The organism is Pseudomonas sp. B21-019, assembly GCF_024749225.1.
Taxonomy (GTDB): Bacteria; Pseudomonadota; Gammaproteobacteria; order Pseudomonadales; family Pseudomonadaceae; genus Aquipseudomonas.
In genome coordinates, this window is the sequence record NZ_CP087193.1 from 905,965 (window position 1) to 921,179 (window position 15,215).

Annotated in this window: 13 protein-coding genes; 8 read left to right on the plus strand and 5 right to left on the minus strand. The window is 58.7% G+C overall.

Translation table 11 applies throughout. The features are described 5' to 3' along the window. Positions 1-222: 222 nt before the first annotated feature. Positions 223-1,848 carry an ABC transporter substrate-binding protein gene (locus tag LOY36_RS03945; protein WP_258672360.1) on the minus strand — a complete coding sequence of 542 codons (1,626 nt, stop codon included), beginning with the start codon at positions 1,846-1,848 and terminating at the stop codon, positions 223-225. Between the two features lie 258 nt (positions 1,849-2,106). Continuing rightward, positions 2,107-3,717, minus strand: coding sequence for an ABC transporter substrate-binding protein (locus LOY36_RS03950; protein ID WP_258672361.1), 1,611 nt, complete (start codon positions 3,715-3,717; stop codon positions 2,107-2,109). A gap of 194 nt (positions 3,718-3,911) precedes the next feature. On the opposite strand from LOY36_RS03950, the gene LOY36_RS03955 reads away from it, so the two are divergent. Together LOY36_RS03955 and LOY36_RS03960 are read left to right on the plus strand one after the other, a co-directional pair. Next, positions 3,912-4,262, plus strand: coding sequence for an NIPSNAP family protein (locus LOY36_RS03955; RefSeq protein ID WP_105340048.1), 351 nt, complete (start codon positions 3,912-3,914; stop codon positions 4,260-4,262). 393 nt (positions 4,263-4,655) lie between these two features. Then, complete coding sequence (locus tag LOY36_RS03960; protein ID WP_258672362.1) at positions 4,656-5,027, plus strand: DUF6124 family protein; 372 nt, start codon at positions 4,656-4,658, stop codon at positions 5,025-5,027. Between the two features lie 123 nt (positions 5,028-5,150). On the opposite strand, the gene LOY36_RS03965 is transcribed toward LOY36_RS03960, so the two are convergent. Beyond that, positions 5,151-5,870, minus strand: a complete 720-nt coding sequence (locus LOY36_RS03965; protein ID WP_007939711.1) for an SIMPL domain-containing protein — start codon at positions 5,868-5,870, stop codon at positions 5,151-5,153. Between the two features lie 366 nt (positions 5,871-6,236). On the opposite strand from LOY36_RS03965, the gene LOY36_RS03970 reads away from it, so the two are divergent. The 4 genes from LOY36_RS03970 to LOY36_RS03985 all read left to right on the plus strand — a co-directional run bounded on the left by LOY36_RS03970 (position 6,237) and on the right by LOY36_RS03985 (position 10,732). Then, positions 6,237-7,499, plus strand: a complete 1,263-nt coding sequence (locus tag LOY36_RS03970; protein WP_019582419.1) for an ATP-binding protein — start codon at positions 6,237-6,239, stop codon at positions 7,497-7,499. Further along, on the plus strand, positions 7,492-8,052 hold the full coding sequence (locus LOY36_RS03975; protein ID WP_007939714.1) for a response regulator transcription factor: 561 nt from the start codon (positions 7,492-7,494) through the stop codon (positions 8,050-8,052). The genes LOY36_RS03970 and LOY36_RS03975 overlap by 8 nt, the downstream gene beginning before the upstream one ends. A gap of 96 nt (positions 8,053-8,148) precedes the next feature. Then, a complete protein-coding gene (locus LOY36_RS03980) occupies positions 8,149-9,876 on the plus strand; it encodes an ABC transporter ATP-binding protein/permease (RefSeq protein WP_258672363.1) in 1,728 nt (575 codons plus the stop codon). A gap of 106 nt (positions 9,877-9,982) precedes the next feature. Beyond that, the gene (locus LOY36_RS03985) at positions 9,983-10,732 is read left to right on the plus strand and encodes a FadR/GntR family transcriptional regulator (RefSeq protein WP_026346018.1); all 750 of its coding nucleotides are present in this window, start codon (positions 9,983-9,985) and stop codon (positions 10,730-10,732) included. 154 nt (positions 10,733-10,886) lie between these two features. Here LOY36_RS03985 and LOY36_RS03990 read toward each other — a convergent pair whose 3' ends face one another. Next, on the minus strand, positions 10,887-11,078 hold the full coding sequence (locus LOY36_RS03990) for a hypothetical protein (RefSeq protein WP_258672364.1): 192 nt from the start codon (positions 11,076-11,078) through the stop codon (positions 10,887-10,889). A gap of 14 nt (positions 11,079-11,092) precedes the next feature. Continuing rightward, positions 11,093-12,424: a phospholipase gene (locus LOY36_RS03995; protein WP_258672365.1), complete on the minus strand. Its 1,332-nt coding sequence runs from the start codon at positions 12,422-12,424 to the stop codon at positions 11,093-11,095. Between the two features lie 235 nt (positions 12,425-12,659). Between LOY36_RS03995 and kdgD the strand changes: the two genes are divergently transcribed. Both kdgD and LOY36_RS04005 read left to right on the plus strand, forming a co-directional pair. Next, positions 12,660-13,571, plus strand: a complete 912-nt coding sequence (gene kdgD / locus LOY36_RS04000) for a 5-dehydro-4-deoxyglucarate dehydratase (protein WP_007939720.1) — start codon at positions 12,660-12,662, stop codon at positions 13,569-13,571. A 73-nt stretch (positions 13,572-13,644) separates the two neighbouring features. Beyond that, complete coding sequence (locus LOY36_RS04005) at positions 13,645-15,090, plus strand: aldehyde dehydrogenase family protein (RefSeq protein WP_258672366.1); 1,446 nt, start codon at positions 13,645-13,647, stop codon at positions 15,088-15,090. The last annotated feature ends 125 nt before the right edge of the window (positions 15,091-15,215 follow it).

The following is a 15,215-nucleotide window of genomic DNA, read 5'->3' on the forward strand; positions in this document are numbered from 1 at the left end:
ATACGGGCAGCAAACCGATAGCCCACACAGTCACTGGTCAGAACCCGACGGTAGGTGCCGTGGGTCTGGCAGTAAATGCGCTGAGTCCTAAAGACTCGTAGGAAAAGGCAACGCGTCCTGTCCCCTGGCTGCGTCAGACAGCGGATTTGGATGTAGGCAAATTCCTAGCTTCTCGGCAGAAAAAAGCAGCGGCGACGCTGAAAACGTCGCCGCTGCCTTTTCTTATTTGCTGACGCTGACGCCGTAGAAGGAGTTCAAGCCAAATGGGCTGATCTTGAAGTCCTGCACGTTGGCGCGCATGGGTTGGAACACCGTCGAGTGAGCGATAGGTGTCATTGGAACAGCATCTTTGAGGACGTGTTGCGCCTGTTTGTACAGTTCGGTGCGCTTGGCCTGATCGGTGGTGCGTTTGGCTTCCTTGACGAGGCCGTCGAATTTCTTGTCGCACCATTTGGAGAAGTTGTTGCCACTCAGCGAGTCGCAGCCGAACAGCACGTTGAGCCAGTTGTCCGGGTCACCATTGTCGCCGCTCCAGCCGATGATCATCGCCTGGTTCTCGCCGCCTTTGGAACGCTTGATGTACTCGCCCCATTCGTAGCTGGTGATCTTGACGTTCAGGCCGATCTTCTTCCAGTCGGACTGCAGCATTTCAGCCATCAGCTTGGCGTTCGGGTTGTACGGACGCTGTACCGGCATCGCCCACAGAACGATTTCGGTGCCTTCCTTGACGCCGGCTTCCTTGAGCAGCGCCTTGGCTTTCTCAGGATCGTACTTGGCATCCTTGATGGTGGTGTCGTAGGACCATTGGGTCGGCGGCATGGCGTTGACGGCCAGTTGGCCTGCGCCCTGATAAACCGAGTCGATGATCTGCGGCTTGTTGACAGCCATGTCCAGCGCCTGACGAACGCGCAGGTCGGCCAGCGGGTTCGGCTCGTTGCTGCCCTTGACCTTGTCCATCACGTTGTAGGCGATGTAACCCAGGTTGAAACCAGCCTGCTCAGGCATCTTCAAAGTTTTATCTTCTTTGAGCGCCTTCAGGTCGGCTGGACGCGGGAACAGAGTGATCTGGCACTCGTTCTTCTTCAGCTTCTGGATGCGTACCGACGGGTCGGTGGTGATGGCGAAGATCAGGTTGTCGATCTTCACGTCATCAGGCTTCCAGTAGTCCTTGTTCCCGGTGTAGCGGATGTTGGAGTCTTTCTGGTAGCTCTTGAACACGAACGGGCCGGTGCCGACCGGTTTCTGGTTGATGTCGGCAGCCTTGCCTTCCTTGAGCAGCTGGGCAGCGTACTCGGCGGACTGAATCGAGGCGAAGCTCATGGCCATGTTCTGGATGAACGCGGCGTCTACATCTTTGAGGGTGAACTTGACGGTGTGGTCGTCGACTTTATCGATCTTGGTGATGTTGGTATCCATCCCCATGTCGGTGAAGTACGGGAACTCGGTCGGGTATGCCTTACGGAACGGGTCATCCTTGTTAATCATGCGATTGAAGGTGAACAGCACGTCGTCGGCGTTGAACTCACGCGTCGGCTTGAAATACGGGGTGGTGTGGAACTTGACGCCTTCACGCAGGTGGAAAGTGTAAGTCAGGCCGTCACTGGAAATGTCCCACTTGGTCGCGAGGCCAGGAATCACGGCGGTGCCGCCGCGCTCGAACTGGGTCAGGCGGTTGAACATGGTTTCTGCAGAGGCGTCGAAGTCGGTTCCGGTGGTGTACTGACCTGGGTCGAAACCGGCCGGGCTTCCTTCGGAGCAGAACACCAGGTTAGACGCCGCTTGGGCGAAAGGTGCACTGGCTAACAGGCTTGCGCCGACTAAAAACGGAATGACCGCGTGTTTAAGCATGGTGGCCTCATGATTTGTTGTCATTTTTGGAATTAGAGGACGACCTCGTGAGTCGACCTGCGGATACTTATGCAGGGGCCGTACCCAATGCAAGATCCTGAATGGCCACAAGTCCTAAAGAGTGGCACGAACGTACCTTAATGTCGCATATGTATAAATAGTGACGTATTTGACCGTTTGCGCAGGTTTTTTACGGTGCAAGTCGTGCACCGATAAGGGGCGACCGGGGCGTATGACGCACCCGGCTGGAGCCTGGTGTTACTTATTTATACCCACGCCATAGAACGGTGTGAGGCCAAACGGACTGATCTTGAAGTCGGTGACTTCCTTGCGCAGTGGCTGGAACACCGTCGAGTTGGCAATGGGTGTGATAGGTACTTGTTGTTTAAGGATTTGCTGTGCCTGTTGGTACAGTTTGACCCGCTGTTGTTTGTCCGTGGACACCTTGGCTTGCTGCACCAGTTTGTCGTAGGCCGGGTCACACCATTTGGCGTAGTTGCTACCTTTCACCGCAGCGCAGCTGTAGAGCACACCGAGCCAGTTATCCGGGTCACCGTTGTCGCCGGTCCAGCCGTAGATCATTGCGTCATGCTCACCGTTCTTGGCGCGCTTGATGTACTCGCCCCATTCATAGCTGACGATGTTGGCCTTGATTCCGACTTTCTCCCAATCCTGCTGGATCATCTGTGCCGACATCCGCGCATTGGGGTTGGAGGCGCGCTGCACGGTCATGGCCCACAGATTAATTGTGGTGCCGGGTGCAACCCCCGCATCTTTCAGTAGCGCGCGGGCTTTGGTCGGGTCGTGCGGGGCGTCCTTGATGCTCGGGTCATACGACCATTGCGCCGGTGGCAAGGCGTTTTGCGCCAGTTGCCCGGCACTCTGGTAGACAGCCTTGATGATCGCCGGCTTGTCGATGGCCATGTCCAGCGCCTGACGCACCTTGAGCTGGTCCAGCGGTGGGTGGGTCACGTTGTAGGCAAGGAAGCCGAGGTTGAAACCGGCTTGCTTGAGCACGGTCAGGTTCGGGTCTTGCTCCATCACTTCAATGTCTGCCGGGCGCGGGTAGCCGCTAACCTGGCACTCGCCGGCCTTGAGCTTCTGCAAGCGCACGGCGGCGTCCGGGGTGATCGAGAAAATCAGGTTGTCGAGTTTCACGTCCTCGGGTTTCCAGTAGGCCTTGTTGGCGGCGTAGCGGATTTGCGAGTCCTTTTGGTAGCGCTTGAACACGAACGGGCCGGTGCCGACCGGTTTCTGGTTGAGGTCGGCGGCTTTGCCTTCCTTTAACAGTTGGGCGGCGTATTCGGCGGACTGCACCGAGGCGAAGCTCATGGCGAGGTTTTGCACGAACGCGGCGTCGACGTTGTTCAGGCTGAAGCGCACGGTGTGGTCGTCGATCTTGTCGATGCTTTTGATCGTGGTGTTCAGGCCCATGTCGGTGAAGTACGGCGACTCGGCGGGGTAGGCCTTGCGGAAGGCGTTGTCCGGGTCGAGCAGGCGCTGGAAGGTGAACAGCACGTCGTCGGCGTTGAAGTCGCGGGTGGGGGTGAAGTAGTCGGTGGTGTGGAATTTCACGCCGTCGCGCAAGTGGAAGGTGTAGGCGAGGCCGTCCTCGGATACGTCCCATCTTGTTGCCAGGCCGGGTTCGATTTCGGTGCCGCCGCGTTTGAATTGGGTGAGGCGGTTGAAGACGGTTTCGGCGGAGGCGTCGAAGTCGGTGCCGCTGGTGTATTGGCTGGGGTCGAAGCCGGCGGGGCTGGCTTCGGAGCAGTAGACCAGGGTGGTGGCGGCTTGGGCGGTTTGTGCGAGTGATGCTGTTGTGGCGAGGGCGAGTGCGAGCAGAAGTGGTTTGACGGTGGTTCTTTCCATGGAGTCCCCGAGGGCTTTGCGGCGATGTTTTCCTGAGGGTAGCGTTGTTGGCGGGGAGGGTGGAAATATCGTTTTTTGAGGGGGACCCCTCTATCTGGGCATAGTTGACCGGGGCGAGGCTTGCCCGCGAAGGCGGCGGATCAGCCAGCATATATCCTTAGGCAGGAACTGAAATCCCACAGGGAAGATTTGGAATGACTCGAATTGTTGAAATCCTGATGTACACCTTGAAACCGGGATCAGGATTGGATTTCCATCGAATAATGCGGGAAGTAAGTGTTCCGCTTCACTTAAAGGCGGGTATGGATGTTGTTTCTTATGGCGGCTCTTTGCATGACGATGACAGTTATCACTTAATTCGCTCCTACGAGAGCGAGAATCATCGCCAAGCCTCTCAAGATCTTTTTTACTCAAGTACTGATTGGAAGCAAGGTCCGAGAGCAGACATCATCAGTCGGATTGAAGTAAGCACAACGACTGTCATGACGCTCACTCAAGAGGCGATTGATGCCATCAGAGCTTCCCATAAATCTATCCAGAGCTGATGCTCAATGATCGTTCCCACGCTCCCGCGTGGGAACGCCGCCAGGGACGCTCCGCGTTCCGCTTTTGAATGTTTAATCGATGTGTCAGAACGCAGACCTTTCCCACGCATCTTTCAGGTTGTCCGTCGGAAGCGGACTCTCTAGTCTTTGGCTGTCGCTGAAAACTCAGCGATCGGGAGTGAGATCCCGGCTAAACAGTTGGAAACCAGTGCTAGCCCCCCCATAATTGCCGTCAGCTTATCCGCTGCCAGCAAATGCGTTATGGCGGCTGTGTGCGGGCAGACTTCGGTCTGGCCGGGTTCCTTTTGCCGGTAATCTCACACCGTACATAGCTGCCACCTCTTCGCCGAGTGAGATCGGAAATTGATGGCTCCAATATCAAAAGGAAGTTGTATGGATAAGTTAATTCCCGATCCACCCTTCAACACCACCACACCCAACGCCGAAGCTTTGCGTAGCGAAGAGCTACTCAAAGACCGCGAAGCGATAAAACGTGCGCTCGACTACTACCTCAATCCTCCCAAGCCTTACGCCGCAAAACCTCGTCGCCCCAGCACGATGTACTTGGTTGCCCCTGACATGGGCATCGAAAGTCTGCTGGCACAAGCCTGCGAGTCATTGGCCTCGGCCAGTGTCCTGGCCAGCGATTTCGCCACGAACCTGATCGGCCCGCAACGCAATACAGTGTTGGCGATTCAACAGATCATCATGCTGGCGGAATTGGCGGTGAATCGGGCGTTGGATAACGTCGATCCGCAGATTTAAGTCTGAATCACTGCGATGACGCCCATGCTTTCACCACCAAGCTGACGGTCACAACCAGATTCTTCTGGTACAAAAAAAGGCGATCACTTCGGTGATCGCCGTTTTCGTGTCCGGGTTATCGCATCAAGGCATCAACACTTCAATCGCCCCATCCGCCGTCATGCTGACCTGGCTGGTGCCGGCTTCAACTTCTGGCGTCACCGGTGCCGAATCCATGCCGGCAGCAGCTTTCATCATCATCGGCCCGCGCATGTACGGTTGTGGATAACCGTTGCTGTTGAGGTTCAGGTTGACGATTTTGTAGCTCTTGCCGCCCAAGGCGTCGGTGGCGAGTTGGGCGCGGGCCTTGAAGGCGGTCACGGCTTCTTTGAGCAGGGCGTCTTCGCTGGCTTTACGGGTTGGCGTCGCGATGGCGAAGTCCATGCCGCCCATTTTCAGGTCGGTGAGCAGTTCGCCGGTGAGTTTGGACAGGGCGGCGAAGTCCGAGCTTTCCAGACGCAGTTCGGCGCGTTCACGCCAGCCGGTGATTTTCTGGCCTTTGGTGTCGTAGATCGGGTAGCTGTTGCGGCTGCCCTGACGCAAGGTGATGTCCTTGACCTGCTTGGCCTGGGCCAGCGCCTTGTTCATGGTAGTGCTGACGTCGGCGGCGAGTTTGGCCGGGTCGGTGTTTTGTTCTTCGGTGTAGAGGGTCACGATCATCAGGTCGCGGGCCACTTCCTGGCTGACTTCGGCGCGCAGGGAGATCTGGTTGTAATGCAGCTCGTCGACGGCCAGGGCCGGGAGGCTGGCGGCGGTGCCAACGCTTAAGGCGAGAAGGGCGGCGCTGCGGCGCAATGTGTGCATGAAAAGCTCCTTGGACGATGCGCAGGGGTTAGGGTCCGAACCTGCGTGAAACCATCAGACTCTAGCTTCAATGGTCCGTTTCGCACAGTTACAACTTCTATACAGATGGAATGCTGGTGATCCTGTGGCGAGGGGGCTTGCCCCCGTTCGGCTGCGCAGCAGTCGCCATTCGGCAGATACAGTATGCAGGATCAAAACGCGGTGGCAGGTTTGGGACTGCTTCGCAGTCCAACGGGGGCAAGCCCCCTCGCCACAGGGGCACTCGTCACAAAAGAGCCTGTGGTCGTTTGCCGCACTTTCGCCTCTCATGCCCGCGGCTTGGTTATACTCCGTGCGATCCGCCTGGAGCGCTCATCAGGAGAGCTCATGCTCGCCCCCGTACAATTGACTTCCGCCACTCGCCAGAACCTCTGGCGGCTGACTTTCATCCGGATTCTGGTGCTCGCCGCCCAGGCCGGCTCCGTGGGCCTGGCCTACTGGCTCCAACTGCTGCCGTTGCCGTGGGTGCCACTGGCGATGACCCTGGGCTGTTCGACGCTGTTGTGTGTGTTCACCGCCGTGCGCCTGCGCACTTCGTGGCCGGTTACCGAGCTTGAATACGCCCTGCAACTGGCCTGCGACCTGTTTATACACAGCGCCTTGTTGTATTTCTCCGGTGGTTCGACCAACCCGTTCGTCTCTTATTACCTGGTGCCGCTGACCATCGCCGCCGTGACGCTGCCGTGGCGCTATTCGGTGATTCTGTCGGGTATCGCCCTGGCGCTGTATACGTTGCTGCTGGCGCGGTTCTACCCGCTGGAAACCTTCCCCATCGCCCGGGAAAACCTGCAGATCTACGGCATGTGGTTGAGTTTTGCCTTGGCCGCCGCCGTCATCACCTTCTTTGCTGCACGCATGGCTGAAGAGCTGCGTCGGCAGGAAGAGCTGCGTGCGATCCGCCGCGAGGAAGGCCTGCGTGATCAGCAATTGCTGGCCGTCGCGACTCAGGCTGCCGGTGCCGCCCATGAACTGGGTACGCCGTTGGCGACCATGAGCGTGTTGCTCAAAGAGATGCAGCAGGATCACCCCGACCCGATGTTGCAGGACGATTTGAAGGTTTTGCAGGATCAGGTCAAGTTGTGCAAGGAAACCTTGCAGCAACTGGTGCGCGCCGCCGAGGCCAACCGTCGTATGGCGGTGGAGATGCAGGATGTCACCGACTGGCTCGACGAAGCGCTCAACCGCTGGCACTTGATGCGTCCTGAGGCCAGTTATCGCTTCCAGCGTCTTGGCCAGGGCACGGTGCCGCGCATGGCGCCGCCGCCGGATTTGACTCAAGCGCTGTTGAACCTGCTGAACAACGCCGCCGATGCCTGCCCTGAAGGCTTGCAAGTGACCCTGGACTGGACCGCCGAAGACCTGACCATCAGCATTCGCGACCATGGTGCCGGTGTACCGCTGGCTATCGCCGAGCAGATCGGCAAACCGTTTTTTACCACCAAGGGCAAAGGTTTCGGCCTGGGCCTGTTTTTGAGCAAGGCCAGCGTGACACGCGCCGGCGGCTCAGTGAAACTCTACAGTCATGAGGAAGGCGGCACGCTCACCGAGCTGCGCCTGCCCCGTGTCGCCCGAGGAGACGAACATGAGTGACGAGATCCAAGTTGAAGGCGAAGAACTGCCGCATTTGCTGCTGGTAGACGATGATGCAACCTTCACCCGCGTGATGGCCCGCGCCATGGCCCGCCGTGGTTTTCGCGTCAGCACCGCAGGTTCCGCCGAAGAGGGCCTGACCATCGCCCAGGCCGATATCCCTGATTACGCCGCGCTTGACCTGAAAATGGACGGCGATTCGGGCCTGGTGTTGCTGCCCAAGCTGCTCGAACTCGACCCGGACATGCGCGTGGTGATACTCACCGGTTACTCGAGCATTGCCACTGCCGTCGAGGCAATCAAGCGCGGCGCCTGCAATTACCTGTGCAAACCGGCGGATGCCGATGACGTGCTGGCCGCGTTGCTCTCCGAGCACGCCGACCTCGACAGCCTGGTGCCGGAAAACCCGATGTCCGTGGACCGTCTCCAGTGGGAGCACATCCAGCGCGTCCTGACCGAGCACGAAGGCAACATTTCCGCCACCGCCCGTGCTCTGGGCATGCACCGCCGCACGCTGCAGCGCAAACTGCAGAAGCGCCCGGTCCGTCGCTGAACGAGCGCTGAACGGTTATCGCCAGCCCTCGCGATCACACGAGCCGATCATTTATGATCGGTTCTTGTGTGTTCTTTTCTTTATTGAGCCTTATCCATGAATCAGAACGCTGAATATTCCGCGGTCAACGATGCTGTGCGCGGGCAGTTTTTTCGCAAAGTCTGGGCGATTACCACGCCTTACTGGCGCAGCGAAGAGAAGGGCAAGGCCTGGACGCTGTTGATCGCCGTGATCGCGCTGTCGCTGTTCAGCGTGGGGCTTTCGGTGTGGTTCAACACTTGGTACAAGGATTTTTACAACGCCCTGCAACAAAAGGATGAAGCGGCGTTCTGGCGGCTGATTCTGTATTTTTGCGGGATCGCGGCGGTGGCGATTGTCGGCGCAGTGTACCGGCTCTATCTGACCCAGATGCTGACCATTCGCTGGCGGGCCTGGCTCACCGAAAAGCACTTCGCCCGTTGGCTCGAAAACAAGAATTACTACCAGCTGGAGCAGGGCGGTTACACCGATAACCCGGACCAGCGGATTTCCGAAGACCTCAATAAATTCACCACTAACACGTTGGGCCTGGGCCTGGGCTTGATCCGTAACGTCGTCAGCCTGGTGTCGTTCTCGATCATTTTGTGGGGTGTGTCGGGCAGCATCGAAGTATTGGGCTTCACGATTCCCGGCTACATGTTCTGGTGCGCGCTGGTTTATGCCGCCGTCGGCAGCTGGCTGACGCATGTGATTGGTCGTCGCTTGATCGGCCTCAACAACAACCAGCAACGTTTCGAAGCCGACTTGCGTTTCTCCATGGTGCGGGTCCGCGAGAATGCCGAAAGCATTGCGCTGTACAACGGCGAACCCAACGAGAACCGTCGTCTGAGCAGCCGTTTCGGCCTGGTCTGGCGTAACTTTTGGGACATCATGAAAGTGTCCAAGCGCCTGACTTTTTTCACCTCCGGTTATGCCCAGATCGCAATCATTTTCCCGTTCATGGTTGCGGCGCCGCGCTATTTCGCTGGCAAGATCGAACTCGGTGAGCTGATGCAAATCAATTCGGCATTCGGCAACGTGCAGGAGAACTTCAGCTGGTTCATCAGCGCGTACCAGGACCTTGCCGAGTGGCGTGCGACTTGCGATCGTCTACTGAGTTTCCGTCAGGCCATGACCGACAACGAAGAGCGTTCGCCGGCTATCGACGTGCAGAATCAGGGGTCGGCACTACGGGTGCACAACCTTGGCCTCGACCTGGCGGATGGTCGTCACCTGCTGACCAACGCCGACATGACCGTGGAGGAGGGCGAGCGCGTCATGCTCAGCGGTCGTTCCGGTAGCGGCAAGTCGACCTTGCTGCGGGCTATGGGGCACCTATGGCCGACCGGCCACGGCAGCATCCGCCTGCCGACAGCGCGTTATCTGTTCCTGCCGCAAAAGCCCTATCTGCCGATCGGCAGCCTGCGCGAGGCGTTGAGTTATCCACAGCCGGGCGACACCTACCCGCACGAGCGCTACGTCCACGTGCTTGAAACCTGCCGCTTGCCGCACCTGGTTTCGCGTCTGGATGAAGCCAATCACTGGCAGCGCATGCTCTCGCCGGGTGAGCAGCAACGCCTGGCCTTCGCCCGTGCGCTGCTGTATGCGCCGCAATGGCTGTACATGGACGAAGCCACTTCGGCGATGGATGAAGAGGATGAAGCATCGTTGTATCAGGCGTTGATCGATGAATTGCCGGGCTTGAGCATTGTCAGCGTCGGCCATCGCAGCAGCCTGAAACGTTTCCATCCACGGCATGTGCGCATCGAGAATGGCCACCTGGTGGACCAGGCCGTCACTGCCTGAACCTGTGGGAGCGTGGCAGGCCACGCTCCCACAGGTCAACGGTGATCGTACAACCTGCATGCGCTATGATGCGGTTTCAGCCGCTTTTTCGAGACCGATGTTCACCATGGAAAACCCGATCGACGCACCTCGCCTCCCTCGCAAGCGCCGCAGCCTCGCACAGGAATTGGTGACGGTGTTGTCCGAGCAGATCCGCGACGGTCAGCTCAAGCGTGGCGACAAGTTGCCCACCGAGTCGGCGATCATGAATGCCCATGGCGTCAGCCGCACCGTGGTGCGTGAAGCGATCTCCCGTTTGCAGGCCGCAGGGCAAGTGGAAACCCGTCACGGCATCGGCACCTTCGTGCTCGACACCCCGAGCCCGAGCGGCTTTCGTATCGACCCGGCGACCGTAGTGACCTTGCGCGACGTATTGGCGATTCTGGAACTGCGCATCAGCCTGGAAGTGGAGTCCGCCGGCCTTGCCGCGCAACGTCGCAGCCCGGAGCAGTTAGCGGCGATGCGTGAGGCGCTGGACGCCCTCAACGAAAGTGCCGCCCACGCCGGCGATGCCGTGGCGTCGGACTTCCAGTTCCACCTGCAAATCGCCCTGGCCACCGGCAACCGCTACTTCACCGACATCATGACCCACCTGGGCACCAGCATCATTCCGCGCACACGCCTCAACTCCGCGCGCCTGGCCCATGACGACCAGCAGCACTACATGAGTCGCCTGAGCCGTGAACACGAAGAGATTTACGATGCGATTGCCCGCCAGGATTCCGATGCGGCGCGGGCCGCGATGCGTTTGCACCTGACCAATAGCCGTGAGCGGCTGCGCCAGGCGCATGAAGAGGCGCAGGCGCAGCGAGGATAGGTTTGCGGGTTGGGGGATTTGATGCCTGACAGATAGCCATCGCGAACAGGCTCGCTTCCACAGGATTTTGAGTCGATCACAGTAATGTAATCGTACACAGATCCAATGAGAGCGAGCCTGCTCGAGATGAGGTCAGTGACCTTCCTGGAACATGTCAGCCAGTCTTCAAAATTGAACGATCCACTCTCACCGCCAACTCAGCAGCCCCAGGTTTGGCATCGAAGACCGCATGCCCCTGGTCATCCACGACCGCGCGAGCAACCGGCAAACCCTTCGACAGCAACTCCAGCGGTGCACCTTTCAGCGATTGGCCAGAAACCAATTCCAGTTTCAGTTTGATAGTCATAGGTGATCTCCTTGTCAGGCATTGGCCGCTGAATTCAGCACGCCGGTTGGTTTGTAGTCCTTGAGCAACAGATAAGTGCTCCAGCCCCACCAATCATCCACGGTGGCGGTGTCGTTCAAGTTGTTGACGTCCTTGCGCCGCAACACCTTGTTGCCCTCGACCCTGAACAGCGGCGAGAAATTGTCTGCCGGACTCAATACCGCTTGCAGGTCAGGCAGATTTTTCAAAGCAGCAAAGCTGCCGGGCGCCGGGGCGATGCCACTGAGGTACGCTGCGAACACTTCATCCGCAGACACTTGAACCGCTTGATTCACCTGCGTGCGGTTAGCACTGTCGATCGCATCGAAATAGCGCTTGTCGCCATAGGAACGCCAGCGATCACCGTTGCCATTGCGCACATTGAGGCCGAACTTGCTGTCTTCGTCGTGCATGAAACGGGTGATCAACGAGCCCAGATCACTCGGCGTGACCGCCGCCGCCAACTGTTTACGCGGCACTCGCAAATGCCCTGCGGAAAACAGGTCGGTGAGGGAGTGGTCGGCAAAAGCGTTCATCGCATAGGCCAGCTCCAACTGCTTTTCATCGCCGCTGTTGTGGGCCAGCACCGCTTGTTGCAACGCGGCCGTGTGCCCGGCGATGTAAGCCAGCAACGCCCATTCGCCAAAGTGGTCGGCATTGTTGGCGGCCAGTTTCAGGTAACGCCCCAAAGGGAACAGTGCCGAGACGAAACTGCCGCCGCCGGTGATCTTGTTCCACTCTTCCGACAACGTATCTCCGAGGGCCTCATAAGCCTCGTGAGGCTGTTTACCGTCCTTGATCGCCTGATTGATTGCGGCGATTTCCTTTTGCATCACACCAAGAATCAGCTTCGCCTCGGCGTTTGACGCCGGCAGTACTGCCAGGGAGTTGAAGGCGTTGGTAAAGCGCTGGATTCGCTCTGCGGCGGTTGCACCTTCGTTGATCGGCTGATCGGGAATTCCATAAAAATCACCCCCCAGCGCGATCACTTGACCATAGGTCAATGCCAGGCCATTGGGCAGATGCAACTCCACCTGCCAGGCCGGTAGCGCAGGGGCATCCTTGACGAAACGCAGCAGGGTGCTGTCGCCGATCGCGGTATGTTCAGCACCCTCGAACCTCAACGGGGGCAAGCCTTTCATTGGGTTTTTCAGTGGTGTCGGCAGCAAGCCACGGCGCTGATGTTTGAGGCGGTGATGATTTCCTGCTGTGAGTTTAAGCATGGCGCCATCGCCGGAAACGGCGATGCCGTGCTCGGTAAAAAGATCATCCAGATCGGCAATGATCTGTCGGGTATTTTCCTTCGGTTGTGCGTGTAGACCTGACATTTCTAGCTCCTTGATATGTCGTAGGCAAAGTTCAAATTAGCTGTATGTATATACAGTTATCTGGATAGTAGATGAGAAATCTCCTACGTCAAGGAATTACCTTTCCTGACTCAAATTCCGAGGACGGCGATGAAATGCAGTTGACGGTTGTATTTTAAGTTGTACGATGACCTACAACTTCGGCGAGAGCTGAACGGTTTTCTCACACAATGTTGCTACCCAGGGTGTTCGAATAATGAATCCACAAGAACTGAAGTCCATCCTCTCTTCCGGCTTGCTGTCGTTCCCGGTCACCGACTTCAATGCCCAGGGCGACTTCCATCGCGCGGGCTACATCAAGCGTCTCGAGTGGCTGGCTCCATACGGCGCTTCGGCGTTGTTCGCCGCAGGCGGTACCGGTGAGTTCTTCTCTCTGGCGGCCAGCGAGTATTCGGAAATCATCAAGACTGCGGTCGACACCTGCGCCAGCAGTGTGCCAATTCTTGCCGGTGTCGGTGGTTCGACCCGCCAGGCTATCGAGTACGCTCAGGAAGCCGAGCGCCTGGGCGCCAAAGGCCTGTTGCTGCTGCCGCACTACCTGACCGAAGCCAGCCAGGACGGCGTTGCCGCCCATGTCGAAGCCGTTTGCAAATCGGTAAAAATCGGCGTGGTGGTCTACAACCGCAACGTTTGCCGCCTGACCGCGCCGCTGCTGGAACGTCTGGCTGAGCGCTGCCCGAACCTGATCGGCTACAAGGATGGCCTGGGCGATATCGAGCTGATGGTGTCGATCCGTCGCCGCCTCGGTGATCGCTTCAGCTACCTGGGCGGCTTGCCGACCGCTGAAGTCTACGCCGCGGCCTACAAGGCTTTGGGCGTACCGGTTTACTCCTCGGCGGTGTTCAACTTCATCCCGAAAACCGCGATGGATTTCTACCACGCCATTGCTCGCGAAGATCACGCCACCGTCGGCAAGATCATCGATGACTTCTTCCTGCCGTACCTGGATATCCGCAACCGCAAGGCCGGTTACGCGGTGAGCATCGTCAAGGCCGGGGCAAAAATCGCAGGCTATGACGCAGGCCCGGTGCGTGCACCGCTGACCGATCTGACGGGCGAAGAGTACGAAATGCTCGCGGCGCTGATCGACAAGCAGGGCGCGCAGTAACACCCGACAAACCCAAGGCCGCTGAGCAATCAGCGGCTTTGTGTGTGAGGACTTCTTTTAAAAGGTGCAAGCCGTGGCTGATTTGAAGCGTTACGACAACTACATCGGTGGCCAATGGGTCGCCGGCGCCGACTATTCCAGCAACATCAACCCGTCGGAATTGACCGACACCATCGGTGACTACGCCAAGGCCGATCTGGCTCAGGTCAACGCCGCCATCGACGCCGCTCGCGCTGCGTTTCCGGCATGGTCCACTTCCGGTATTCAGGCTCGGCACGATGCGCTGGATAAAGTCGGCAGCGAGATCCTCGCCCGTCGCGAAGAGCTCGGTACGTTGCTGGCCCGGGAAGAGGGCAAGACCCTGCCCGAAGCCATCGGCGAAGTGACCCGCGCCGGCAACATCTTCAAGTTCTTCGCCGGTGAATGCCTGCGTCTGTCCGGTGACTACGTGCCGTCGGTGCGTCCGGGCGTCAATGTCGAAGTCACTCGCGAAGCGCTGGGCGTGGTCGGCCTGATCACGCCATGGAACTTCCCGATCGCGATCCCGGCGTGGAAAATCGCTCCGGCTTTGGCTTACGGCAACTGCGTGGTGCTGAAACCTGCCGATCTGGTGCCGGGCTGTGCCTGGGCGCTGGCGGAAATCATCTCCCGCGCCGGTTTCCCGGCCGGCGTGTTCAACCTGGTGATGGGCAGCGGGCGAGTAGTCGGCGAGGCGCTGGTCAACAGCCCGAAAGTCGATGGCATCAGCTTCACCGGTTCGGTCGGCGTGGGCCGGCAGATCGCGATCAATTGCGTGTCGCGTCAGGCCAAGGTGCAGCTGGAAATGGGCGGCAAGAACCCGCAGATCATTCTCGACGATGCCGACCTCAAGCAAGCGGTCGAACTGTCGGTGCAGAGCGCGTTCTACTCCACCGGCCAGCGTTGCACCGCGTCGAGCCGTCTCATCGTCACCGCCGGGATTCACGACAAATTCGTCGAAGCCATGGCCGAGCGCATGAAGTCGATCAAGGTCGGTCATGCGTTGAAGTCCGGCACCGACATCGGCCCGGTGGTGTCGCAAGCGCAGTTGGAACAGGACCTGAAGTACATCGACATCGGCCAGTCCGAAGGTGCGCGTCTGGTCAGCGGCGGTGGGCTGGTGACCTGCGACACCGAGGGCTACTTCCTCGCCCCGACGCTGTTTGCCGACAGCGAAGCTGCGATGCGCATCAGCCGCGAAGAGATCTTCGGCCCGGTGGCCAACATCGTTCGTGTAGCGGATTACGACGCTGCACTGGAAATGGCCAACGACACCGAGTTCGGCCTGTCGGCGGGTATCGCCACCACGTCGCTGAAGTATGCCAACCACTTCAAGCGCCATTCCCAGGCCGGGATGGTGATGGTCAACCTGCCGACCGCCGGCGTGGATTACCACGTTCCGTTCGGTGGCCGTAAAGGTTCATCCTATGGCTCACGTGAGCAAGGTCGCTATGCACAAGAGTTTTACACGGTCGTGAAGACCAGCTACATCGGCTCCTGACAGGAAACACCGCCGTATCGGCATCGATACCGCACCCCTGTAGGAGCTGTCGAGTGAAACGAGGCTGCGATCTTTGCTTTTAAAGATCAAAAGATCGCAGCCTCGTTTCACTCGGCAGCTCCTAC